Source organism: Mycobacterium sp. M26, assembly GCF_001494595.1.
In the GTDB taxonomy this organism is placed as follows: Bacteria; Actinomycetota; Actinomycetes; order Mycobacteriales; family Mycobacteriaceae; genus Mycobacterium.
The window spans coordinates 2,445,225-2,467,500 of record NZ_LN929908.1 but is presented as its reverse complement, the minus strand read 5'-3'; the positions used below and the strand labels follow the sequence as shown (position 1 = coordinate 2,467,500).

The 22,276-nt window shown below is 68.4% G+C and carries 21 protein-coding genes and 1 pseudogene; 19 read left to right on the top strand and 3 right to left on the bottom strand.

All coding sequences use genetic code 11. The features are described 5' to 3' along the window. Positions 1-2: 2 nt before the first annotated feature. From priA to hisI, 4 genes are read left to right on the top strand one after another with little or no spacing between them, the layout of a single operon-like run. Positions 3-737, top strand: coding sequence for a bifunctional 1-(5-phosphoribosyl)-5-((5-phosphoribosylamino)methylideneamino)imidazole-4-carboxamide isomerase/phosphoribosylanthranilate isomerase PriA (gene priA / locus BN3385_RS21140; protein WP_059019702.1), 735 nt, complete (start codon positions 3-5; stop codon positions 735-737). Continuing rightward, on the top strand, positions 737-1,540 hold the full coding sequence (locus BN3385_RS21135) for an inositol monophosphatase family protein (protein WP_059019700.1): 804 nt from the start codon (positions 737-739) through the stop codon (positions 1,538-1,540). The genes priA and BN3385_RS21135 overlap by 1 nt, the downstream gene beginning before the upstream one ends. Continuing rightward, positions 1,540-2,313: an imidazole glycerol phosphate synthase subunit HisF gene (gene hisF / locus BN3385_RS21130; RefSeq protein ID WP_059019698.1), complete on the top strand. Its 774-nt coding sequence runs from the start codon at positions 1,540-1,542 to the stop codon at positions 2,311-2,313. Before BN3385_RS21135 ends, hisF begins: the two co-directional genes overlap by 1 nt. Continuing rightward, the gene (gene hisI, locus BN3385_RS21125; protein WP_059019696.1) at positions 2,310-2,654 is read left to right on the top strand and encodes a phosphoribosyl-AMP cyclohydrolase; all 345 of its coding nucleotides are present in this window, start codon (positions 2,310-2,312) and stop codon (positions 2,652-2,654) included. The genes hisF and hisI overlap by 4 nt, the downstream gene beginning before the upstream one ends. Here hisI and BN3385_RS21120 read toward each other — a convergent pair whose 3' ends face one another. Continuing rightward, a complete protein-coding gene (locus BN3385_RS21120; protein WP_059019694.1) occupies positions 2,655-3,038 on the bottom strand; it encodes a DUF5997 family protein in 384 nt (127 codons plus the stop codon). Between the two features lie 29 nt (positions 3,039-3,067). Here BN3385_RS21120 and BN3385_RS21115 point away from each other — a divergent pair, with 29 nt between their 5' ends. Beyond that, positions 3,068-3,781, top strand: coding sequence for a LysR family transcriptional regulator substrate-binding protein (locus BN3385_RS21115; RefSeq protein WP_059019692.1), 714 nt, complete (start codon positions 3,068-3,070; stop codon positions 3,779-3,781). A 159-nt stretch (positions 3,782-3,940) separates the two neighbouring features. On the opposite strand, the gene BN3385_RS21110 is transcribed toward BN3385_RS21115, so the two are convergent. After that, on the bottom strand, positions 3,941-4,405 hold the full coding sequence (locus BN3385_RS21110; RefSeq protein WP_059019690.1) for a peroxiredoxin: 465 nt from the start codon (positions 4,403-4,405) through the stop codon (positions 3,941-3,943). A gap of 55 nt (positions 4,406-4,460) precedes the next feature. Between BN3385_RS21110 and BN3385_RS21105 the strand changes: the two genes are divergently transcribed. From BN3385_RS21105 to BN3385_RS28720, 8 genes and pseudogenes are all read left to right on the top strand, one after another. Continuing rightward, complete coding sequence (locus tag BN3385_RS21105) at positions 4,461-5,981, top strand: anthranilate synthase component I (protein ID WP_059019688.1); 1,521 nt, start codon at positions 4,461-4,463, stop codon at positions 5,979-5,981. Beyond that, positions 5,978-6,559, top strand: a complete 582-nt coding sequence (locus BN3385_RS21100; protein ID WP_059019686.1) for a TIGR02234 family membrane protein — start codon at positions 5,978-5,980, stop codon at positions 6,557-6,559. The genes BN3385_RS21105 and BN3385_RS21100 overlap by 4 nt, the downstream gene beginning before the upstream one ends. Before the next feature lie 80 nt (positions 6,560-6,639). Continuing rightward, positions 6,640-7,458, top strand: a complete 819-nt coding sequence (trpC, locus tag BN3385_RS21095) for an indole-3-glycerol phosphate synthase TrpC (protein WP_059019685.1) — start codon at positions 6,640-6,642, stop codon at positions 7,456-7,458. Between the two features lie 3 nt (positions 7,459-7,461). After that, positions 7,462-8,733 carry a tryptophan synthase subunit beta gene (trpB, locus tag BN3385_RS21090; RefSeq protein WP_059019683.1) on the top strand — a complete coding sequence of 424 codons (1,272 nt, stop codon included), beginning with the start codon at positions 7,462-7,464 and terminating at the stop codon, positions 8,731-8,733. Then, positions 8,730-9,542 (top strand): tryptophan synthase subunit alpha, encoded by an 813-nt coding sequence (gene trpA / locus BN3385_RS21085; protein ID WP_059019681.1) that lies wholly within the window; start codon positions 8,730-8,732, stop codon positions 9,540-9,542. The genes trpB and trpA overlap by 4 nt, the downstream gene beginning before the upstream one ends. Then, positions 9,539-11,056 carry a prolipoprotein diacylglyceryl transferase gene (locus BN3385_RS21080; protein ID WP_059019678.1) on the top strand — a complete coding sequence of 506 codons (1,518 nt, stop codon included), beginning with the start codon at positions 9,539-9,541 and terminating at the stop codon, positions 11,054-11,056. The genes trpA and BN3385_RS21080 overlap by 4 nt, the downstream gene beginning before the upstream one ends. A gap of 205 nt (positions 11,057-11,261) precedes the next feature. Continuing rightward, a pseudogene (locus BN3385_RS29375) lies at positions 11,262-11,822 on the top strand (DUF222 domain-containing protein); the annotation flags it as partial. 71 nt (positions 11,823-11,893) lie between these two features. Continuing rightward, entirely contained in the window at positions 11,894-12,031 is a 138-nt protein-coding gene (locus BN3385_RS28720) for a hypothetical protein (RefSeq protein WP_197415342.1), read from the top strand. A 1-nt stretch (position 12,032) separates the two neighbouring features. Here the strand turns inward: BN3385_RS28720 and BN3385_RS21070 are convergent, their stop codons facing one another. Then, positions 12,033-12,803, bottom strand: coding sequence for a glycoside hydrolase family 16 protein (locus BN3385_RS21070; RefSeq protein ID WP_231748785.1), 771 nt, complete (start codon positions 12,801-12,803; stop codon positions 12,033-12,035). Positions 12,804-12,874: 71 nt separating this feature from the next. On the opposite strand from BN3385_RS21070, the gene BN3385_RS21065 reads away from it, so the two are divergent. The 6 genes from BN3385_RS21065 (at position 12,875) to BN3385_RS21040 (ending at position 22,273) form a co-directional block, all read left to right on the top strand. Next, complete coding sequence (locus BN3385_RS21065) at positions 12,875-13,279, top strand: NINE protein (RefSeq protein WP_059019674.1); 405 nt, start codon at positions 12,875-12,877, stop codon at positions 13,277-13,279. Further along, positions 13,269-13,679 carry a DUF2752 domain-containing protein gene (locus BN3385_RS21060; protein WP_059019672.1) on the top strand — a complete coding sequence of 137 codons (411 nt, stop codon included), beginning with the start codon at positions 13,269-13,271 and terminating at the stop codon, positions 13,677-13,679. Before BN3385_RS21065 ends, BN3385_RS21060 begins: the two co-directional genes overlap by 11 nt. 176 nt (positions 13,680-13,855) lie before the next feature. After that, on the top strand, positions 13,856-18,412 hold the full coding sequence (gltB, locus tag BN3385_RS21055; RefSeq protein ID WP_059022263.1) for a glutamate synthase large subunit: 4,557 nt from the start codon (positions 13,856-13,858) through the stop codon (positions 18,410-18,412). Further along, positions 18,405-19,904, top strand: coding sequence for a glutamate synthase subunit beta (locus BN3385_RS21050; protein WP_059019670.1), 1,500 nt, complete (start codon positions 18,405-18,407; stop codon positions 19,902-19,904). Before gltB ends, BN3385_RS21050 begins: the two co-directional genes overlap by 8 nt. A 68-nt stretch (positions 19,905-19,972) precedes the next feature. Beyond that, positions 19,973-21,391: a pyruvate kinase gene (pyk, locus tag BN3385_RS21045; RefSeq protein ID WP_059019668.1), complete on the top strand. Its 1,419-nt coding sequence runs from the start codon at positions 19,973-19,975 to the stop codon at positions 21,389-21,391. A gap of 15 nt (positions 21,392-21,406) precedes the next feature. Further along, on the top strand, positions 21,407-22,273 hold the full coding sequence (locus BN3385_RS21040) for an acyl-CoA thioesterase II (RefSeq protein ID WP_059019666.1): 867 nt from the start codon (positions 21,407-21,409) through the stop codon (positions 22,271-22,273). Positions 22,274-22,276 lie beyond the last annotated feature (3 nt).

Below are 22,276 nucleotides of genomic sequence, written 5' to 3'. Positions count from 1 at the left end.
GAGTGGCACTGATTCTTCTTCCTGCCGTTGACGTGGTCGACGGCAAGGCGGTCCGCCTGGTGCAGGGCAAGGCCGGTAGCGAGACAGAGTACGGCTCGGCGATCGACGCCGCGCTGACCTGGCAGCGCGACGGCGCCGAGTGGATCCACCTGGTCGACCTGGATGCGGCATTCGGTCGCGGCTCCAACCGCGAACTGCTGGCCGAGGTTGTCGGTCAGCTGGACGTCAAGGTCGAACTGTCCGGCGGTATCCGCGACGACGAGTCGCTCAAGGCGGCGCTGGCCACCGGCTGCGCGCGGGTCAACATCGGCACCGCCGCACTGGAGAACCCGCTGTGGTGTGCGGCCGCGATCGCCGAGCACGGTGACAAGGTCGCGGTCGGCCTCGATGTACAGATCGTCGAGGGCGAGCACCGGCTGCGTGGCCGTGGCTGGGAGACCGACGGCGGTGACCTGTGGCAGGTGCTGGAACGCCTTGACAGCGAGGGATGTTCGCGGTTCGTCGTCACCGACGTCACCAAGGACGGCACGCTGACCGGACCCAATCTCGATCTGCTCGAAGGTGTCGCCGAGTGCACCGACGCCCCGGTGATCGCCTCCGGTGGGGTATCCAGCCTGGATGATCTGCGGGCCATCGCGACGCTGACCGGAAGCGGTGTGGAGGGCGCGATCGTCGGTAAGGCGTTGTACGCGGGTCGCTTCACGTTGCCGGAGGCGCTGGCCGCGGTGAGCCGGTAGTGGATCTCGACGCCCTCGTGGCGCAGGCCGCGGCGATCCTCGACGAGGCGGCCAAGCCGTTCGTCGCGGGCCACCGGGCCGACTCTGCCGTGCAGAAGAAGGGCAACGACTTCGCCACCGAGGTCGATCTGGCCATCGAGCGCCAAGTGGTCGAGGCGCTGGAGGCAGCTACCGGAATCGGTGTGCACGGCGAGGAATTCGGCGGCGCGGACATCGATTCGCCACTGGTGTGGGTGCTGGACCCGATCGACGGCACCTTCAACTACGCGGCGGGTTCGCCGATGGCGGCGATCCTGCTGGGCCTGCTGTGCGACGGCGAACCGGTGGCGGGCCTGACCTGGCTGCCGTTCACCGACCAGCGCTACACCGCGGTGCAGGGTGGCCCGGTCTACTTCAACGGGGTGGCGCAGCCGCCGATCGGCCGCGGCGATATCGCGCAGTGCGTCATCGGGATCGGCACCTTCAACGTCGACTGGGGTGGCCGCTTCCCGGGGCGCTACCGGCTGGCGGTCCTGGAAGAACTGAGCCGGGTGTGCTCCAAGATGCGGATGCACGGTGCCACCGGCATCGATATCGCCTACGTGAGCGCCGGAATCCTGGGTGGTGCCATCAGTTTCGGCCACCACATCTGGGACCATGCGGCCGGGGTGGCGCTGGTGCGGGCGGCCGGGGGAGTCGTCACCGACTTGTCGGGCGAACCGTGGACCGCGACGTCGCGCTCGGCGCTCGCGGCGGCCCCGGGGGTGCACGAACACCTGATGGAAATTGTGGATCGAGTGGGCTCCCCGGAGGGCTACCGGTAATGGACGTAGCAGTACGCGTGATTCCCTGCCTGGACGTTGACGCCGGGCGGGTGGTCAAAGGTGTGAACTTCGAGAACCTGCGTGATGCAGGCGATCCCGTCGAACTCGCCGCGGCCTACGACGCCGAGGGCGCCGACGAACTGTGCTTCCTGGACGTCACGGCGTCGTCGTCGGGGCGGGCCACCATGCTCGACGTGGTGCGCCGCACCGCCGAGCAGGTGTTCATCCCGCTGACCGTCGGCGGCGGGGTGCGTTCGGTGGCCGATGTGGATTCGCTGCTGCGCGCTGGTGCCGACAAGGTGTCGGTGAACACCGCGGCGATCGGTCGCCCCGAGTTGCTCGCTGAGCTGTCCCGCCAGTTCGGCTCACAGTGCATCGTGCTGTCCGTCGACGCCCGCACCGTTCCTCAGGGTTCGCAGCCAACCCCGTCGGGCTGGGAGGTGACCACCCACGGCGGCCGCCAGGGCACCGGGATCGACGCCGTCGAATGGGCCACCCGCGGAGCCGAGTTGGGTGTGGGGGAGATCCTGCTGAATTCGATGGACGCCGACGGCACCAAGGCCGGCTTCGACATCACGATGCTTAAGGCGGTGCGCAAGGCGGTGACCGTGCCGGTGATCGCCAGCGGTGGCGCCGGGGCCGTCGAGCACTTCGCGCCCGCCGTTCAGGCCGGTGCCGATGCGGTGTTGGCGGCCAGCGTCTTTCACTTCCGCGAGCTGACCATCGGTGAGGTCAAGGCGGCCATGGCGGGGGAAGGAATCGTGGTCCGATGAGCCTGGACCCCGCCATCGCCGCACGGCTCAAGCGCGACGCCAACGGCCTGTTCGCGGCGATCGCCCAGGAGCGCGGCACCGGCGACGTGCTGATGATCGCCTGGATGGACGACGAGGCGCTGGCCCGCACCCTGGAAACCCGGGAAGCCACCTACTACTCGCGCTCACGCGGCGAGTACTGGGTCAAGGGTGCGACGTCCGGGCACACCCAGCACGTGCACAGCGTCCGCCTGGACTGCGACGGTGACGCGGTGCTGCTCGAAGTCGATCAGGTCGGCGGGGCCTGCCACACCGGCGATCACAGCTGCTTCGACGCCGACCTGCTGATCGGCGAGGAATAGCTACTTCTTCGCCTTCTCCGCCCGCAGCGCCTTGAGCCGGCGCTCCTCGCTGAGGACGTTCTGGTAGCTCTCGCGTTCGGCGACCAGCCAGTCCGGCTTGTCCGCCAGTAGCGCGTTGATCTGTTCGGTGGTCAGCGCCTCGGTCACCCCGCCGCGGGCCAGCCCGGCGATCGACACACCGAGCTTGGCGGCGACCAGGTTCTTCGGGTGCGGCCCGTTCTTGCGCAGATCCTTGAGCCACTGCGGCGGGTCGGCCGCCAGCGCCTCCAGTTCGGTGCGGGTGATGGCGTTCTGCTGGAAGTCCTCCGGGGTCGCCGGCAGATACACGTCCAGCTTCTTGGCTGCCGTCGCCGGCTTCATGGACTGCGCATCAGGCCTGCTCATGCCGTCAAGGGTATCGGTAACCTGATGCGGTGACCGCGCCCCGCATCACCGTCGGGTACGTCCCGGGTGGGACACCGGCGAAGTGGGCGCGCAACTGGGCACAACGCCACCCGGACACACCGCTGACGTTGACGGCACTCACCGCGGCGCAGGCCGCCGATGCGGTGCGTTCCGGAGTCGTCGACGTGGCCCTGCTGCGGCTGCCGACCGATGCCACCGGGCTGGCCGTCATCCCGCTCTACGACGAGACGACGGTGGTGGTCGTCCCCGCCGACCACCTCCTGTCAGCTGTCGATGAGGTCAGCCCTGACGACCTGGCCGACGAGTCGCGGCTGATCCCGCTCGACGACGTCGTGGACTGGCCGTCGGCTCCGGGCGTCCCGATCGATCACCGGCCCGAAACTACTGAGGCGGCAATCGAACTCGTCGCTGCCGGGCTGGGTGTCCTGATCGCGCCGCAGTCACTGGCCCGGCTGTACCATCGCAAGGACCTGACCTATCGCCCGATCGCCGACGCGCCCGCGTGTCCGGTGGCCCTGGCCGTCCCGGCCGGTCCGCAGAGCGAGCTCGTCGAGGAGTTCATCGGGATCGTGCGGGGCCGCAAGCCCAGCTCGTCGCGCGGCCAGACCCAGCCGACACCTAAACGCACTGCGCGGGAGAAGACGCTGGCCCGCCAGGCCGCCCGCGCCGCCGCGGGCAAGGTCGCCCGCAAACCCGACCCGCCCAAACGCGGTCGGCGCTGAGCCCCACACACCCCGCCACACACCCCGCCACGAGTGGCCAGTTACGTCACGCAAAAGCGCTGAGCCCCACACACCCCGCCACACACCCCGCCACGAGTGGCCAGTTACGTCACGCAAAACGCGCCGAAGCGTGACGCAAGTGGCCACTGGGCGGCAGCTCTACGCCGTCTTGCGGGCCCGCAGCACCTCGAGCGCCTTGTCGGCGTGGGTGTCCATGTTGACCTCGCTGGAGATGACCTCCAGGACGGTGCGGTCGGTATCGATGACGAACGTCGTGCGCTTGACGGGCAGGAACTTGCCCAGCAGCCCGCGCTTGACGCCGAACGCCGTGGCCACCGCACCGTCGGCATCCGAGAGCAGCGGGTAGTCGAAGCGCTGCGACTCGGCGAACTTCGCCTGCTTGTCCACCTCGTCGGTGCTGATGCCAACCCGGGAGGCGCCCATGGCGGCGAACTCCGATGCCAGGTCCCGGAAGTGACAGGCCTCCTTGGTACATCCGGGTGTCATCGCGGCGGGGTAGAAGAACAGCACGATCGGCCCGTCGGCGAGCAGGCTGCTCAGCGAGCGCACAGTGCCGGTCTGGTCCGGCAGTTCGAAGTCGGCTACACGGTCACCACGTTTCATGGGTGACCAGGCTACGCCGGTAAATCAGACGCGGTGAGTCTGGGAAGATGTAGCCGTGCATTCCAACCTCGCCGTCACGACCACGCGCGACGAGTTCCGGGTCCTGGCCGCCGAACATCGCGTGGTGCCGGTGACCCGCAAGGTGCTTGCCGACAGCGAAACACCCCTGTCGGCGTACCGAAAGCTGGCCGCCAACCGCCCGGGAACGTTCCTGCTCGAGTCTGCTGAGAACGGCCGGTCATGGTCGCGGTGGTCGTTCATCGGCGCCGGAGCGCCCTCGGCGCTGACGGTCCGCGACGGCCAGGCGGTATGGCTGGGGACCACGCCGAAGGGTGCACCCACCGGCGGTGACCCGCTGCAGGCGCTGCGTCAGACCGTCGAGTTGTTGTCCACCGGACCGCTGGCCGGTGTGCCGCCGCTGTCCGGCGGGATGGTGGGCTTCTTCGCCTACGACTTCGTCCGCCGCCTCGAGCGCCTGCCGGAACTGGTCGTCGACGACCTCGGGCTGCCCGACATGCTGCTCCTGCTGGCCACCGACATCGCCGCCGTCGACCACCACGAGGGCACCATCACCCTGATCGCCAACGCGGTCAACTGGGATGGCAGCGACGAACGGGTCGACTGGGCCTACGACGACGCCGTCACCCGCCTCGACGTGATGACCGAGGCGCTCGGTCAGCCGCTGCCGTCCACGGTCGCCACGTTCTCCCGCCCCGCCCCCCGGCAGCGGTCGCAGCGGACGCTGGAGGAGTACAGCGCCGTGGTGGAGCGTCTGGTCAAGGAGATCGAGGCCGGCGAGGCCTTCCAGGTGGTGCCTTCGCAGCGCTTCGAGATGGACACCGACGTCGACCCGATCGACGTCTACCGGATGCTGCGGGTGACCAACCCGAGCCCCTACATGTACCTGCTGCAGATTCCGAATGAGTCTGGCGGAACGGCTTTTTCGATCGTCGGCTCCAGCCCCGAGGCGCTGGTGACAGTGCAGGACGGTTGGGCCACAACACATCCCATCGCCGGGACCCGGTGGCGCGGCCAGACCGAAGAGGAAGACCAGCTGCTGGAAAAGGAACTGCTGTCCGACGAGAAGGAACGCGCCGAGCACCTGATGCTCGTCGATCTGGGCCGCAACGACCTCGGCCGGGTGTGCGTGCCGGGCACGGTGCGGGTCGAGGACTACAGCCACATCGAGCGCTACAGCCACGTCATGCACCTGGTGTCGACGGTCACCGGCCTGCTGGCCGAGCACCGCACCGCACTGGACGCGGTCACGGCGTGCTTCCCGGCTGGCACCCTCACCGGCGCCCCGAAGGTCCGGGCGATGGAGCTCATCGAGGAGGTCGAGAAGACCCGTCGCGGGCTCTACGGCGGGGTGGTCGGCTACCTCGACTTCGCCGGCAACGCCGACTTCGCGATCGCGATCCGCACCGCCCTGATGCGGGACGGGACGGCCTACGTCCAGGCCGGTGGCGGCGTCGTCGCGGACTCCAACGGGCCCTACGAGTACAACGAGGCCTCTAACAAGGCCAAGGCGGTGCTCAACGCCATCGCCGCTGCCGAGACCCTGGGCGCCCCGTGATCCGGATCGGGCAGCTGCTGTTGGTCATCTCGGCGATCGGCCTGTGGGTGGCCTCGCGACTGCCGTGGGCGGCGATCACGTCGTCCGACGGCCTCGGCCAGCCCAAAACGTCGACCCTGAACGGGGCGACGTGGTCGAACGCCCTGGTGCCGATGGCGGTGTTGCTGCTGGCCGCCGCGGTGGCCGGCCTGGCCGTGCACGGCTGGGGCCTGCGGGTGGTTGCGGTGCTGGTGGCGGCGGTGAGCCTGGTGCTGGGTTATCTGGGTGTCAGCTTGATCGTGATGCCCGATATCGCGCCGCGCGCCGCGGAGCTGGCGCAGGTGCCGGTGGCGTCCCTGGTGGGCAGTGAGCGGCACTCTCTGGGCGCCGTGGTGACGCTGGCGGCTGCCGCCTGCACGCTACTGGCCGCTGTGCTGATGATGCGCTCAGCGGGCACCGCCCGGCAGGCGGCCGCCAAGTACGCCGCTCCGGGAGCGCGACGAACGGTCGCCGAGGGCGGGGAAGTGTCGGAGCGGACCATGTGGGATGCCCTCGACGAGGGCCACGATCCGACCGAGTCCAACACCGAGGGTCGGTGACGGGTGACACGTATGGAGCGGCTACCCTTTCACGGACATCAATGTCACGGTCAGAACCGGCAAGAAGGGACCCGACTGGCATGAGTTCGGCAACCGTGCTCGACTCCATCATCGAGGGAGTCCGCGCTGACGTTGCCGCCCGCGAGGCCATTGTGAGCCTCGACGAGGTCAAGGCAGCCGCCGAGTCCGCCCCCGCCCCGCTCGACGTGCTTGCGGCACTGCGCGCGCCGGGGATCGCGGTCATCGCGGAAGTCAAGCGCGCCAGCCCGTCACGCGGCCAGCTGGCCAACATCGCAGACCCGGCCGAATTGGCCCGCGCCTATCAGAGCGGCGGCGCCCGGGTGATCAGCGTGCTCACTGAGGAGCGCCGTTTCCACGGGTCGCTCGCCGACCTCGACGCGGTGCGTGCGGCGGTCAGAATTCCGGTGCTGCGCAAGGACTTCATCGTCCGGCCGTACCAGATCCATGAGGCCCGCGCGCACGGCGCGGACATGCTGCTCCTGATCGTCGCGGCCCTCGAGCAGCCGGCGCTGGAGTCGATGCTGGAGCGCACCGAATCCCTCGGCATGACGGCTCTGGTCGAGGTGCACACCGAGGAGGAGGCGGACCGGGCGTTGCAGGCCGGGGCCAAGGTCATCGGTGTCAACGCCCGCGACCTCAAGACGCTGGAAGTGGACCGGGACTGCTTCGCGCGGATCGCGCCGGGCTTGCCGTCGGACATCATCCGCGTCGCCGAGTCCGGCGTGCGCGGCACCGCCGACCTGCTGGCCTACGCCGGTGCCGGCGCCGACGCGGTGCTGGTCGGCGAAGGTCTGGTCACCAGCGGGGATCCCCGTGGTGCGGTGGCTGACCTGGTGACTGCGGGAGCCCATCCGTCCTGCCCCAAACCCGCCCGCTGAGTCGTGGCTGACATCTCGACTCCGAACGTGCCGCGTACCAGTGCGGCCGTCGCCGAGCCCACCACCCACGATCCCGATGCCCGCGGCCATTTTGGGGTGTTCGGCGGACGGTATGTCCCCGAGGCGCTGATGGCGGTCATCGAAGAGGTGACCGCGGCCTACGAGAAGGCCCGCACCGATCAGGCGTTCCTGGACCGGCTCGACAACCTGCAGACCCACTACGCGGGGCGCCCGTCGCCGCTGTATGAGGCGGTCCGGCTGTCCGAGCACGTCGGTGGGGCGCGCATCTTCCTCAAGCGCGAAGACCTCAACCACACCGGCTCGCACAAGATCAACAACGTGCTCGGTCAGGCGCTGCTGGCCAAGCAGATGGGCAAGACCCGGGTGATCGCCGAGACCGGCGCCGGCCAGCACGGTGTGGCCACGGCGACGGCGTGCGCGCTGCTGGGTCTGGAGTGCGTGATCTACATGGGCGCGGTGGACACCGCGCGCCAGGCGCTGAACGTGGCGCGGATGCGCCTGCTCGGTGCCGAGGTGGTGTCGGTGGAGTCCGGATCCAAGACCCTGAAGGACGCCATCAACGACGCGTTCCGGGACTGGGTTACCAACGCCGACGAGACCTACTACTGCTTCGGCACCGCGGCCGGCCCGCACCCGTTCCCGCTGATGGTGCGCGACTTCCAGCGCGTCATCGGCTTGGAAGCCCGCACCCAGATGCTGGCCCAGGCCGGCCGGTTGCCGGATGCGGTGACCGCGTGCGTCGGTGGCGGCTCCAATGCCATCGGCATCTTCCACGCGTTCATCGACGATCCGGCTGTTCGCCTGGTCGGCTACGAGGCGGCCGGCGACGGTGTGGAAACCGGTAGGCACGCAGCCACTTTCACCGGTGGCACGAAAGGCGCGTTCCAGGGTTCGTACTCGTATCTGCTGCAGAACGAGGACGGCCAGACCATCGAATCCCATTCGATCTCAGCCGGTTTGGACTACCCCGGCGTCGGTCCTGAGCACGCGTTCCTCAAGGACATCGGCCGCACCGAGTACTACCCGATCACCGATGTCGAGGCCATGGACGCCTTCCGGCTGCTGTGCCGGATGGAGGGCATCATCCCGGCCATCGAGTCGGCGCACGCGGTGGCTGGTGCGGTGAAGCTGGCGGCAGAGTTGGGCACCGGCTCGATCGTCCTGGTCAACCTCTCGGGTCGCGGTGACAAGGACGTCGAAACGGCAGCCAAGTGGTTCGGGTTGATGGACGGCCCGGCCAAGGGGGACTCGTGACCGTTCAGCACAGCCAGCCGGGGCGGCTCGGTTCGGTGTTCGATGCCTGCCGCGCCGACGGCCGGGCCGCTCTGATCGGGTATCTGCCGACCGGCTACCCGGACGTCGAGACGTCCATCGAGGCCATGGTGGCGATGACCGAATCTGGTTGCGACATCATCGAAGTCGGGGTTCCGTACTCCGATCCCGGGATGGACGGCCCCGTCATCGCGACGGCGACCGAAGCCGCGTTGCAGGGTGGCGTCCGGGTCCGTGATTCGCTGCGCGCGGTCGAGGCGATCAGCGCCGCGGGCGGCAGCCCGGTGGTCATGACGTACTGGAACCTGATGCTGCACTACGGCATTGAGGCTTGGGCTCGGGACCTGGCGTCGGCCGGGGGACTGGGCATGATCACCCCCGACCTGATCCCCGACGAGGCCGACGAGTGGTTCGCCGCGTCCGAGGCCCATAACCTCGACCGGATCTTCCTGGTGGCGCCGTCATCGACGCCGGAGCGGCTGGCGCGCACGGTGCAGGCCTGCCGCGGATTCGTCTACGCCGCGTCGACGATGGGTGTGACCGGTGCGCGTGACGTCGTGTCGAGCGCCGCGCCGGAGCTCGTGCACCGGGTGAAGGAAGTCTCGGACATCCCGGTCGGAGTGGGTCTGGGTGTGCGCTCGCGTGAGCAGGCCGCCGAGATCGCAGCGTTCGCCGACGGGGTGATCGTCGGATCCGCGTTGGTGTCGGCGCTGACCGACGGGGTTTCGGCGGTGCGGGCGCTGACCGAAGAGTTGGCCGTTGGTGTGCGACAGAAGGTGCCTGCTTCGTGACGACGACTGTGCTGGCCTATTTCCCGAGCCCGTCTCAGGGTGTCTGGCACCTGGGTCCGATCCCGATCCGCGCGTACGCGCTGTGCATCATCGCGGGCATCATCGCGGCGTTGGTCATCGGTGATCGCCGCTGGGAGGCCCGCGGTGGCGAGCGTGGCGTCATCTACGACATCGCGCTCTGGGCGGTGCCGTTCGGTCTGATCGGTGGCCGGCTGTATCACCTGATGACGGACTGGCGGACGTACTTCGGTGAAGGTGGCGCCGGAATCGGCGCGGCGCTGCGCATCTGGGACGGCGGCCTCGGTATCTGGGGTGCGGTGGCACTCGGCGGCGTCGGTGCCTGGATTGCGTGCCGCCGCAGGGGGATTCCGCTGCCGGCCTTCGGTGACGCGATTGCACCGGGCATCATCCTGGCGCAGGCGATCGGCCGGCTCGGCAACTACTTCAATCAGGAGCTGTACGGGCGCGAGACGACGCTGCCGTGGGGGATGGAGATCTTCTACCGGCGCGACTCGTCGGGCATGGTCGACGTGCACTCCCTCGACGGGGTTTCCACCGGCCAGGTGGCCGCTGTCGTGCAGCCGACGTTCCTCTACGAACTGCTGTGGAACCTGCTCGTATTCGTGCTCCTGCTGTGGGCCGATAAGCGGTTCAAGCTGGGCCACGGGCGGTTGTTCGCCTTGTATGTCGCCGGGTATTGCGTTGGCCGGTTCTGGGTCGAGCTGCTGCGCGACGACACCGCCACGCATATCGCCGGAATCCGGGTGAACTCGTTCACCTCGGTGTTCGTGTTCATCGGCGCGGTGGTTTACATCATGTTGGCGCCAAAGGGCCGTGAAGATCCGGCCACCCTCGGCGGTAACCAGACCGATCTTGAGGAGAGCCCGGTCGAGGAGCTTGCCGAAGAGTTGGTCGCGGCCGCAAAGGGCAGCGGCATCGTCGCTGCCGCGAGCGTCGCGGGTGAGCATGAGGCCGAGGATGCCCAGGCCGTCGGCGATGTCGACGAGGCGGAGGCTGAGCCTGAGGCGGCGGCTGAGGCCAAGCCTGAGGCTGTAGCTGAGTCTGCGGCCGAAGCCGAGCCAGAACCGGAACCCGAGGCCGAAGCCGAGCCCGAGCCTGAGGCGGAGGCCGAAGCGGAGCCTGAGGCTGAAGTCGAGTCCGAGCCCGAGCTTGAGGCAGAAGCCGAGCCGGAGGCTGAAGCCGAGACAGAGCCGGAAGCCGAGTCCGCGGCCGCAGCGGAGCCCGAGCCCGAGGTTAAGGCGGAACTCGAGCCTGAGATTGAACCCGAGCCTGAGCCGGAGGGTGAAGCCGAGCCTGAGCCGGAGGCTGAAGCGGAGCCGGAGGCAGAGCCGGAACCTGAGGCCGAAGCGGAGCCTGAGCCGGAAGCTGAGCCCGAGCCCGAGCCCGAGCCGGAGCCTGCAGCGGCGCCCGCCGCTGAGCCTGCCGTCCAGCGCCGCAGCTTCGGTGCGACTGTGCGCCGCGTCCTCTGGGGTGTCGAGATCCGCCGGGATTAAGCCCGCGATCCCTCCGATCCACCGCAACTAGATCTTGTCGGTGGGTGGGGTATGTTCGAACGTATGTTCGGTTCGGGGTATCACGAGTATTGGGAGCCGCCGGTGTCGGCGGCTTCTGAGGCGGTGATGGCCCGGATTGGGGGGGACCCGGTCGGAGAATCGGGCGGCGGCGGCGCGGTTGCGGGCGGTGTGTGAGCTCTTTGAGATGCGTCGTGAGCAGCGTGGGGAGCGTGCGCAGTGGGCGGTGGATACCTGGGCGGCGGTTGGGGCGGAGTTGGCCGCGGCGTTGCGGGTGAGTCTGGCCAAGGCCGGCAGCGTGATGAGTTATGCGACGGCGATGCTGCGGTTGCCGGCGGTGTCGGCGGTGTTCGAGGCCGGGGAGATCGATCTGGGTGTGTTCGCGGCGATCGTGTTTCGCACCGAGTGCATCACTGATGAGGCGGTGATGGCGGCGGTCGACGCGGAGTTGGCGGCCCGGGTGGCGCGCTGGCCGTCGATGTCGCGGGGCCGGGTGGATACCGAGATTGATCGGGTGGTGGCCCGCCATGACCGGGATGCGGTGCGCCGCTCCCGGGAGCGCCGCGAGGACCGGCATGTGTCGGTGTGGGATAGCGGGGATGGCACGGCCAAGCTTGATGGGCGGGTGGGGTCGGTGGAGGCCGCCGCCCTCGACCAGCGTTTGGATGCGGTGGCCGCCACGGTGTGCGGTGGTGATCCGCGCACCAAGGAGCAGCGTCGTGCTGATGCGTTGGGGGCGATCGCGGTGGGGCTGGATCGGCTGGCGTGCCGGTGCGGGCAGCCCGATTGTGCGGCCGGGGAACCTCCTGCGGGGCCAAGATGCCCACCCGCACCACCACCCGCGCCCACGCCATCACCACCGAACGCAACCGCAACCACACCGAACAACACGACCGTGACAGTGTCCTCTTCGGTCCGGCGCCACCGGTCGACGACGACGATCCGCCGCCGTTCTAGTTCAGGCGGGTTCCCAACTCACCCAGTCGACAACCATGGCCGCTGGGAACTTCGTCGACCTGTCCGGCGGGCCGGCCCAGCCGCCGCCGACCGCAAGATTCAGGATGACGTAGAACGGCTTGTTGAACACCCAGTCCGCTTCCGGCGGAAGGGAATCCGGCGTGAATGTGCCCCAATTGGTGTCGTCGACGCCGAGTGTGATCGAGTCCTCGGTGTGGGTCATCCAGTAGTTGTGGAAGCCGTCGCTGAGATCGGGTCCGTCACCCACGATCTGTGCTTGCAGGTAGTCCCGCACGCCTGGCATCGGCCCGTGCAATGACGAGTAGTGGGTGGTCGCATCCGACACCATCTCCACCACGTCGATCTCACCAGCCCCCGGCCACGGATTGCTGTCCTCGTCGGCGCCGACCAGCCAGAACGCCGGCCACAGCCCCTGGCCGGACGGCATCTTGATCCGGGCCACCAACGTCCCGTACCCGAAGCTCGCCTTGTTCTTCGTCTGCACCCGGCCTGAGGCGAACCCGGAGCCGTCCCGCGCCGCCGTGATGACCAGATTGCCCTGACCGTCGAGCACCGCATTCGGCGCGGTGTACTCCTCGATACCGGCATCCCATCCGTCACCCTCCACGACGGTCCACTTGTCGGGATCGGGTGGAGCCCCCGCCGGGCCGTCGAAGTCGTCGAACACGGTGTCGGCGTGGGCCAGGGGAGCCGACGCCACCGCCATCGCGACGATGAGAAGACCGGCCACGACCGGTCGCCAGCGCCCCACGATGTTCTCCTGACTGATCGGCAATCCCCCTAGTCACAGTAGCTACCGCCCGGCTCTGGCATGCTGAACACATGACCGAGCCGCAGTTCGGAGGCACCGAAGGCAGCACACCGCCGCCCAACTACCTCCCGCCGCCTGACTACCCGCCACCAGGGCAGTACCCGCCGCCCACCCAGTACCCAGCCGGCGCCTATCAGGACCCCTCGGCGCCGTACGGCCGCCACCCGCTGACCGGTGAACCTCTCTCGGACAAGTCCAAGGTGGTCGGGGGCCTGCTGCAGCTGCTCGGTCTGCTCGGCATCGTCGGCATCGGCCGGATCTACCTCGGCTACACCGGCCTGGGTGTGGCCCAGCTGGTCGTCGGCCTCATCACCTGCGGTATCGGCGCCGTCATCTGGGGCATCGTCGACGCAGTGCTGATCCTCACCGACAAGGTGCGCGACCCCCAGGGCCGCCCACTGCGTGATGGAACCTAGCGCGCCACACCGCCACACCCGCGCCTACACCGCACTCGGCACGGGCATCCTGGCCGCGGCGGCGCTGACCTACGTCGGACTGGGCGACCCGCACCGCCCGGGCTTCCTGTTCCCGCCGTGCCCGTTCAAGCTGCTGACCGGCTGGAACTGCCCGGCCTGCGGTGGCCTGCGGATGACCCACGACCTGCTGCACGGCAACCTGTCGGCCGCGGTGGTCGAGAATCTCTTCCTCCTGGTCGGGTTGCCCGCCCTGGCGCTCTGGGCGATCTGGCGTCTCAAGACGGGCCAGCGGGTGTTCACTGTGCCCGCCGTCGTCGTCATCGTGGTCGCCGCCATCGCGTGGACGATCACCCGCAACCTGCCCGGCTTTCCGCTGGTCCCCACACTTCTCGACCGGTAGGCGCCGCCCCGCGCTGATACACTCGGAGGTCGGTACGGCTCTTCGCCGTGCCGATTCATCGGGCCGGCGCAGTCCCGGACGTCACACGTCAGACTGCGGTACGGCCGAAAGTCCCAGTGCTATTGAGGCGCAACAGCTTTCACGACCCGCATGATCGACCGCGGAGGAGCGTGAAGATGCTGTATTCGGCACTTCCGGAAGCCCAGGGGCTCTACGACCCACAGCACGAGGCTGACTCGTGCGGTGTTGCGATGGTCGCCGACATCCAGGGCCGACGCTCCCACGCGATCGTCCACGACGGCCTGGTCGCGCTCGAACACCTCGAACACCGCGGTGCCGCCGGAGCCGAGCCCAACAGCGGCGACGGTGCCGGCATCCTGCTGCAACTGCCGACCGAACTGCTGCGTGACGTCGTGGCCTTCGCACTTCCTGAGCCTGCCGCGGACGGCACCAACACGTTCGCCGCCGGAATCTGCTTCCTTCCGCAAAGTCTTGACGCCCGGCAGGCCGCCACCGCGCGGGTCGAGGACATCGTGCGTGACGAGGGCCTGGAGGTCCTGGGCTGGCGCGCCGTCCCGGTCGACCCCGACGGCGCCGAGGTCGGTGCGACCGCACTCGGTTGTATGCCCTACATGGCGATGCTGTTCGTCGCCGCCCCCGAGCGCAACGGCTCCCGCCCCGGCGGGATCGACCTGGACCGTCTCGTCTACCCCGCCCGCAAGCGCGCCGAGCAGCAGGACGTCTACTTCCCGTCGCTGTCCAGTCGCACCATGGCCTACAAGGGCATGCTCACCACGATGCAGCTGCCCAAGTACTTCCCGGACCTGCGCGACGAACGCTGCGCCAGCGCCATCGCCATCGTGCACAGCCGCTTCTCCACCAACACCTTCCCGTCCTGGCCGCTGGCCCACCCGTTCCGCTTCGTCGCGCACAACGGTGAGATCAACACCGTGCGCGGCAACCGCAACCGCATGCACGCCCGTGAGGCCATGCTGGCCAGCTCCACGATCAAGGGCGATCTGGCCCGGCTCTCGCCGATCTGTACCCCGGAGGCCTCCGACTCGGCATCCTTCGACCAGGTGCTCGAACTGCTGCACCTCGGTGGCCGCAGCCTGCCGCACGCAGTGATGATGATGATCCCGGAGGCCTGGGAGAACAACACCACCATGGATCCGGCCCGCCGGGCGTTCTGCCAGTACCACGCCTCGCTCATGGAGCCGTGGGACGGTCCGGCCTGCGTGACGTTCACCGACGGCACCGTGGTCGGAGCTGTCCTGGACCGCAACGGTTTACGGCCCGGCCGCTGGTGGCGCACCATCGACGACCGGGTGATCCTGGCCAGTGAGAGCGGCGTGCTGGACATCCCGTCGGGCGAAGTGGTGGCCAAGGGCCGACTGGAGCCGGGCAAGATGTTCCTCATCGATACCGCCGCCGGACGAATCGTCTCCGACGACGAGATCAAGGGCGAACTCGCCGCCGCCGAACCGTATGCGGAGTGGCTGCACGCCGGTCTGCTCGACCTGAAGACCCTGCCGGCCCGTTGCCGGGTTCAGCCCAATCACGAATCGGTGGTGCGTCGCCAGATCGCCTTCGGCTACACCGAAGAAGACCTTCGGATCCTGCTCACCCCGATGGCCGCCTCAGGGCAGGAGCCGCTGGGCTCGATGGGCACCGACACCCCGCCCGCGGTGCTCTCGCAGCGCTCCAAGCTGATCTACGACTACTTCGTCGAACTGTTCGCCCAGGTCACCAACCCGCCCCTGGACGCCATCCGCGAGGAGATCGTCACCTCGATGGCCCGCGTCATGGGGCCCGAACAGAACCTGCTCGACCCGACCGCCGCGTCGTGCCGCCAGATCCTGCTGCACTGGCCGGTGCTCGACAACGACGAACTCAGCCGGATCGTCCACATCAACGACGACGGTGAGCACCCCGGCCTGAAAACGGCTGTGCTGCGGGCGCTTTACGACGTCGAACGCGGTGGTGAAGGTCTGGCCGAGGCTATCGAGGACCTGCGCCACCGGGCCACCGAGGCCATCGCCAAGGGTGCCCGCACCCTGGTGATCTCCGATCGCGACTCCGACCACACCCGGGCCCCGATCCCGTCGCTGCTGGCGGTCTCGGCCGTCCACCACCACCTGGTGCGCACCAAGAAGCGCACCACGGTGGCGCTGGTCGTGGAGAGCGGTGACGCCCGCGAGGTGCACCACATCGCCCTGCTGATCGGTTACGGCGCCGCGGCGGTCAACCCGTACCTGGCCTTCGAGTCAATCGAGGACCTGATCCGCGAAGGCGAGCTCACCGGCATCGAGGCCCACACCGCGGTGCGCAACTACCTCAAGGCGCTCGGCAAGGGCGTCATGAAGGTGATGAGCAAGATGGGCATCTCCACCGTTGGGTCCTACACCGGCGCACAGGCTTTCGAGGCCATCGGCCTGAGCAAGGAGGTCGTCGACGAGTACCTGACCGGTACGGTCAGCCAGATCGGCGGCGTCGGCCTGGACGTGCTCGCCGAGGAGGTCAAGCTGCGTCACCGCCGGGCCTACCCGGAGAACCCGACCGAGCGGGTGCACCGTCGCCTCGAGGTCGGCGGCGAATACCAGTTCCGCCGCGAGGGCGAACTGCACCTGTTCACCCCGGAAACCGTTTTCCTGCTGCAGCATTCGACCCGTACCGGACGCCACGAGGTGTTCGCGAAGTACTCCGAGGAGGTCAACCGGCTCTCCCGCGAGGGCGGCACACTGCGCGGTCTGTTCACCTTCAAGGCCGACCTGCGCACCCCGGTCCCGCTACACGAGGTGGAATCCGTCGACTCCATCTGTGCCCGGTTCAACACCGGCGCCATGAGCTACGGCTCGATCTCCAAGGAAGCCCACGAGACCATGGCGATCGCCATGAACAACCTCGGTGGCCGCTCCAACAGTGGCGAGGGTGGCGAGGATGTCGACCGGCTCTACGATCCGCGCCGGCGCAGCGCCGTGAAACAGGTGGCCTCCGGACGATTCGGTGTCACCAGCGACTACCTCGTCAATGCCACCGACATCCAGATCAAGATGGCCCAGGGTGCCAAGCCAGGGGAGGGCGGTCAGCTGCCCGGGTTCAAGGTGTACCCGAGCATCGCCAAGACCCGGCACTCCACCCCGGGCGTCGGGCTCATCTCCCCGCCGCCGCACCACGACATCTACTCCATCGAGGATCTCGCGCAGCTGATCCACGATCTGAAGAACGCCAACTCCCAGGCCCGCATCCACGTGAAGCTGGTCAGCTCCGTCGGTGTCGGCACCGTCGCGGCGGGGGTGTCCAAGGCGCATGCCGACGTGGTGCTGATCTCCGGGCATGACGGTGGCACCGGTGCAGCCCCGCTCACCAGCCTCAAGCATGCCGGTGCGCCTTGGGAGATCGGCCTGGCCGACACCCAGCAGACCTTGCTGCTCAACGGACTTCGTGATCGCATCACCGTGCAGTGCGACGGTGGCCTGCGGACTGCCCGCGATGTGATGATCGCGGCCCTGCTCGGTGCCGAGGAGTTCGGCTTCTCCACCGCACCGCTGGTGGTGGCCGGCTGCATCATGATGCGGGTCTGTCACCTCGACACCTGCCCGGTCGGCGTGGCCACCCAGAACCCCGAACTGCGCGAGCGGTTCAACGGCAAGCCGGAGTTCGTCGAGAACTTCTTCCGCTTCATCGCCGAGGACGTCCGGAAGATGCTGGCCGAGTTGGGCTTCCGCAGCATCGACGAGGCGGTCGGGCATGCCGAGGTGCTCGACACCGACGAAGCGCTCGCGCACTGGAAGAGCCAGGGCCTGGACCTTAGCCCGATCTTCGCCGTCCCCACCGGCGCCGACGGCGAGCCGATCGCCGGGCGCCGCCGGGTCCGCGACCAGGATCACGGCCTCGATCAAGCGCTGGACCGCACCCTGATCGCGCTGGCCGAAGGTGCCCTCGAGGACGCCTATCCGGTGCGCCTGGAGCTGCCGGTGCGCAACGTCAACCGCACCGTGGGAACACTGTTGGGCTCCGAGGTGACCCGGCGCTACGGCGCCCAGGGCCTGCCCGACGACACCATCCACGTCACCCTCACCGGCTCGGCCGGCCAGTCGATCGGTGCGTTCCTGCCGCCGGGTATCACGCTCGAACTCATCGGTGACGCCAACGACTATGTCGGCAAGGGACTGTCCGGCGGCCGGGTGATCGTGCGCCCGCCCGACGATGTGCTGTTCCTGCCCGAGGACAACGTCATCGCCGGCAACACCCTGCTCTACGGTGCGACCTCCGGCGAGGTGTTCCTGCGCGGCCGGGTGGGGGAACGCTTCGCCGCCCGCAACTCCGGTGCGCTGGCCGTGACCGAGGGCGTGGGTGATCATGCCTGCGAGTACATGACCGGCGGCCGGGTCGTGGTGCTGGGCCGCACCGGACGCAACTTCGCTGCCGGGATGTCCGGTGGTATCGCCTACGTGCTGGGTCTGGACCCGGCGAAGGTGAACACCGCGATGGTCGAGTTGCAGCGGCCCGAACCCGACGACCTGGTGTGGCTGCACGATGCGGTGACCAAGCACGCCCGCTACACCGGGAGCACGCTGGCCCGTTCCGTGCTGTCGGACTGGCCAAGGCGCAGTTCGCAATTCACCAAGATCATGCCGACGGACTACCAGAAGGTGCTGGAGGCCACCCGGATGGCCAAGGCGGAAGGACGTGACGTGGACACCGCGATCATGGAGGCGACCCGTGGCTGATCCGACCGGATTTCTGAGGGTTCCCAAGATCGAGGCCGCCAAGCGGCCCGTTGACGAACGTGTCGGCGACTGGAATGAGGTGTACGACGCCCAGGACCCACAGCAGCGGGCTGCCGAGGTGGCTCAGCAGGCTCGCCGCTGCATGGACTGCGGGATTCCGTTCTGCCACTCCGGTACTGCGGGCTGCCCGCTGGGCAACCTGATCCCGGAATGGAACGACCTGGTGCGCCGCGGCCGCTGGGATGCCGCCAGTGAGCGTCTGCACGCCACCAACAATTTCCCCGAGTTCACCGGCAGGCTGTGCCCGGCACCGTGTGAGGCGGCTTGTGTTCTCTCGATCGCCGAGGACCAGACCGGTGGCAGCGTCACGATCAAGCGCATCGAGAACACCATCGTCGACAACGCCTGGCGCCTGGGTCTGGTCGAAGCCCAGCCGGCCGCCATCGGCACCGGCAAGAACGTCGCCGTCGTCGGCTCCGGACCGGCGGGTCTGGCCGCGGCCCAGCAGTTGACCCGGGCCGGCCATCACGTCACGGTCTACGAGCGGGACGACCGGCTCGGCGGTCTGCTGCGGTACGGCATCCCCGAATACAAGCTCGAGAAGGCCACGCTCAACCAGCGACTCTCCCAGATGCGCGCGGAGGGAACACGTTTCGTCACCGACTGCGAAGTCGGCGTCGACGTCTCCGTGGAGGAGCTCCGGCACCGGTTCGATGCCGTCGTGCTGGCCGTTGGCGCACTGCGCGGGCGTGACAACACCGTCGAGGGACGTCAGCTGCGCGGAGTCCACCTGGCGATGGAACATCTGGTGCCCGCCAACCGGGAGTGCGAAGGCGACGGCCCGTCGAAGATCACCGCCAAGGGCAAGCATGTGGTGATCATCGGCGGCGGCGACACCGGCGCGGACTGCCTGGGCACGGCCCATCGCCAAGGTGCGGTGTCGGTCACGCAGCTGGACTACAACCCGCAGCCACCCGACGTCCGCGATGACGCCCGCTCACCGTGGCCCACCTGGCCGCTGGTGTTGCGCACCTCACCGGCGCACGCCGAAGGCGGCACCGTGCACTACCAGGTGGCGGTCCAGCGCTTCGTCGGTGACGAGGAGGGCCACGTGCGGGCCATGGAGATCGCCGAGGTGAAGGTGGAGCGGGTGGACGGTCGGCGGATCATCTCCCCGATCGGCCAGCCCTTCCAAATCCCCTGTGATCTGGCGCTTTTGGCTATCGGTTTCGAAGGTGTCGAGCACATGCCGCTACTCGACGATCTGGACATCGAGTTGAGCAAGCGCGGGTCCATCTCCTGCGGATCCGATTGGCAGACTTCGGCTCCCGGCGTCTTCGTCTGCGGCGACGCGCACCGCGGCGCATCGCTGGTGGTGTGGGCGATCGCCGAGGGCCGGGCCGCCGCGCATGCCGTGGACACCTACCTGATGGGGGAGTCGGACCTGCCCGAACCGGTGCGGCCCAATCAGTTGCCGTTGGCGGTCGTCTGAGTGAACAAGCAGCCACCCCGATCTGTATCGGTCGAGATGCCCATGAACCGCGACTATGCTGAGGCGCCGTGACTAGACGCGGCAAGATTGTCTGTACCCTCGGCCCGGCCACCAGCACCGACGAATCGGTCAAGGCGCTCGTCGAGGTGGGCATGGATGTCGCCCGCCTGAACTTCAGCCACGGCGACTACGCCGACCACGAAGCGGCCTACAACCGGGTACGCAAGGCATCCAATGCCACTGGCCGGGCGGTCGGCATCCTGGCCGACCTGCAGGGACCGAAGATCCGGCTCGGCCGGTTCGTCGACGGCCCGACCTACTGGGCCAACGGTGAAACCGTCCGCATCACCGTCGAGGACTGTGAAGGCACCCATGACCGGGTGTCGACCACCTACAAGCAGCTGTCCAAGGACGCCCAGCCCGGTGACCGGCTGCTGGTCGACGACGGCAAGGTGGCCCTGGTCGTCGAGCACATCGACGGCGATGACGTGGTGTGCACCGTCACCGAGGGCGGCCCGGTCAGCAACAACAAGGGTCTATCGCTGCCCGGCATGAACGTCTCGGTGCCCGCCCTGTCCGAGAAGGACATCGAAGACCTGGAGTTCGCGCTGCGGCTCGGGGTGGACCTGGTGGCGCTGTCGTTCGTCCGGTCGCCCTCGGATGCCGAACTGGTGCATGAGGTGATGGACCGGGTGGGCCGCCGGGTGCCGGTGATCGCGAAACTGGAGAAGCCCGAGGCCATCGACAACCTCGAGGCGATCGTGCTCGCGTTCGACGCAGTCATGGTGGCCCGCGGTGACCTGGGTGTCGAACTGCCCCTCGAAGAGGTGCCGCTGGTGCAGAAGCGGGCTATTCAGATGGCCCGCGAGAACGCCAAGCCGGTGATCGTGGCCACCCAGATGCTCGAGTCGATGATCGAGAACTCCCGGCCGACCCGCGCCGAAGCCTCCGACGTCGCCAACGCGGTGCTCGACGGCGCCGACGCGGTGATGCTGTCCGGTGAGACCTCGGTGGGTAAGTTCCCCCTCGAGGCGGTGCGCACGATGGCCCGGATCATCTCCGCGGTCGAGGAGAACTCGACGGCGGCACCGCCGCTGACCCACGTGCCGCGCACCAAGCGCGGTGTGATCTCCTACGCCGCCCGCGATATCGGCGAGCGCCTGGACGCCAAGGCGCTGGTCGCCTTCACCCAGTCCGGTGACACCGTGCGCCGGCTTGCCCGGCTGCACACCCCGCTGCCGCTGCTGGCGTTCACCGCGCTGCCGGAGGTGCGCAGCCAGCTGGCGCTCACCTGGGGCACCGAGACCTTCATCGTTCCGCACATGAAGGCGACCGACGACATGATCCGGCAGGTCGACCATTCGCTGCTGGAGCTGGGCCGTTACAAGCGCGGTGATCTGGTTGTCATCGTCGCGGGTGCTCCGCCGGGCACAGTAGGCTCGACGAACTTGATCCACGTCCACCGCATCGGGGAGGACGACCACTAAAGGAGATATCGACACGTGGCCAACGCGGACCTCGCTGACCTGCTGGCCATCCTCGATCTCTCCGCGATCGGTGACGACGTCTTCGCCGGCGCGCATCCGCGCAAGAATCCGGTGCGGACGTTCGGCGGGCAGCTGATGGCCCAGGCCTTCGTCGCCGCCACCCGAACCCTGGCGCACGATTTGCCGCCCACGGCGTTGTCGGTGCACTTCATCGCCGGCGGCGACCCCGCGGCCGATATCGAATTCCACGTCACCCGGCTGCGCGACGAACGCCGGTTCGCCAACCGGCGGGTCGATGCCATCCAGGACGGCAAGCTGCTGGCCACCGCCCTGGTGTCCTACCTGTCCGGCGGGGCGGGCCTGGAGCACAACACCGCGATGCCCGAACTGCCCGACCCGGCCACCCTGCCGACGATCGACGAGCTTCTGGTCGGGTACGAGGAGGTCGTGCCGCACTTCGTCACCGCGCTGCGCCCCATCCAGTGGCGCTACACCAATGACCCGGCATGGGTGATGCGCGATAAGGGCGGCCAACTGGCGCACAACCGGGTGTGGCTGACCGCCGATGGCCCGATGCCCGACGACCCGACCCTGCACACCGCCGCGATGGTGTACTCCTCAGACACCACGGTGCTCGACTCGATCATCACCACCCACGGGCTGTCCTGGGGCTGGGACCGGATCTTCGCGGTCACCATCAACCACTCGGTGTGGTTTCACCGCCAGGTCGACTTCTCCGACTGGGTTCTGTATTCGACGGAATCACCGGTGGCCGCCGAGTCCCGCGGATTGGGTACCGGCCACTTCTTCAATCGAGCCGGCCAGGTGGTGGCTACCGTCGTCCAGGAGGGCATCGTCAAGCACTTCCCGGGTAATCCCTGACCG